Annotated in this window: 2 protein-coding genes; both read left to right on the top strand. The window is 41.7% G+C overall.

The window, feature by feature from the left end:
* Positions 1–567: 567 nt before the first annotated feature.
* Entirely contained in the window at positions 568–927 is a 360-nt protein-coding gene (locus tag B879_RS20800) for a type II toxin-antitoxin system RelE/ParE family toxin (RefSeq protein WP_009187194.1), read from the top strand.
* Positions 924–1232, top strand: a complete 309-nt coding sequence (locus B879_RS20795) for a helix-turn-helix domain-containing protein (RefSeq protein WP_009187193.1) — start codon at positions 924–926, stop codon at positions 1230–1232. The genes B879_RS20800 and B879_RS20795 overlap by 4 nt, the downstream gene beginning before the upstream one ends.
* The last annotated feature ends 15 nt before the right edge of the window (positions 1233–1247 follow it).

The raw sequence follows: 1247 nt of genomic DNA, 5'->3' as shown, positions 1-1247 counted from the left end.
TATGACAGAGTGTGGCGGGCGATCGGATATACTGGCCACATCGCATCCGGGGTTAAGCTGGCAGGAACGCAGTATAGGCCACTTCAATGCCTGCCCCGATTATTTCGGGGGAACAAGTGAACTCTACACCGCTCTGTAAAATCGAGAGAGGATGCAGACTTTCAGGTAATGTGGAAGAGGTGTTGGGGGCAGACTCATTCGTAGTAGTGTTGAAGCTCCTGTAATGGGAGTGGAGCACGGCAAATGTCCGGGAAGGACATTTGAGCGAGGTGTGCGGGGTGTGAGCATATCATGTTTCCAATTTGTTTACAATCCGCCGCGGCGGAGAGGATTTATGAAAAGGAAACAAGACCACCACTGAGAAATTAGTATCAGTGCATTACCTTTAGTGGTTATTGGTATGAAGAGTCCGCCGCGGCGGAGAGACCTTCACGCACGGTTCTGTGGGAAGGTGAGGGTGAAATTCCCTTGCCTGACCCGATTATGCATCAGCATTAAAAAACCCACGAACAAAAATAGTTTCCTAAAAAAGAAACTTTTATATTTGAAGTTCTAAAGGGAACTTGAATGGATAATTATAAATTCAGGGTAGAATTTTTGGAAGATGCGAAGCAATTCCTTGATGAACTTGACGAAAAAGCAAGGGAGAAAATTTTTTACAATATTTGGAAGGCCAGTATTACAAATGACAAAGAACTTTTTAAAAAACTCCAGGATGAAGTGTGGGAGTTTAGGACGAAGTTCAGCAAAACGTATTACCGGCTATTTGCTTTTTGGGATAAAACAGCCAAGGAAGATACAGTAGTGATATCAACCCATGGGCTGATAAAAAAGACAGGAAAAGTTCCAAAAGGTGAAATTGAAAAGGCGAGGAAGCTAATGGAGCAATATTTTCAAGAGAAAAAAGAAAAAGGGAGGAAAAAATGAAAACGTACAGTTTAGAGGAGTTGACCGACAAGCATATCGGAAAAAAAGGAACAAAAAAAAGGGATGAATTCGAGAACGAACTTCGTCTTGACTTATTGGGCTATGCCATTAAGCAGGCAAGGAAGGAGCGTAATTTAACTCAAGAGCAGCTCGGGGAATTGGTAGGAGTAAAAAAGGCTCAAATCTCAAAAATTGAAAACAGCACCACAGATGCCAGGTTTTCCACAATAATGAAGGTATTTGAAGTTTTGGGAGCAAGTGTAAAATTTAGTATTGAGCTGAACGACAAAAAATTGGCTTACTAAAAAAGAATTCCGAAT

Origin of the sequence: Cecembia lonarensis LW9 (assembly GCF_000298295.1) — a bacterium.
Lineage (GTDB): Bacteria > Bacteroidota > Bacteroidia > Cytophagales > Cyclobacteriaceae > Cecembia > Cecembia lonarensis.
Note: the sequence above shows the minus strand (reverse complement) of the source record. Positions and strands in the feature narration are given on the sequence as shown.

Excerpts from the sequence above, each read along its gene's own strand:
- B879_RS20800 (WP_009187194.1), top strand. The coding sequence starts at position 568 with ATGGATAATTATAAATTCAGGGTAGAATTTTTGGAAGATGCGAAGCAA.
- B879_RS20795 (WP_009187193.1), top strand. The coding sequence starts at position 924 with ATGAAAACGTACAGTTTAGAGGAGTTGACCGACAAGCATATCGGAAAA.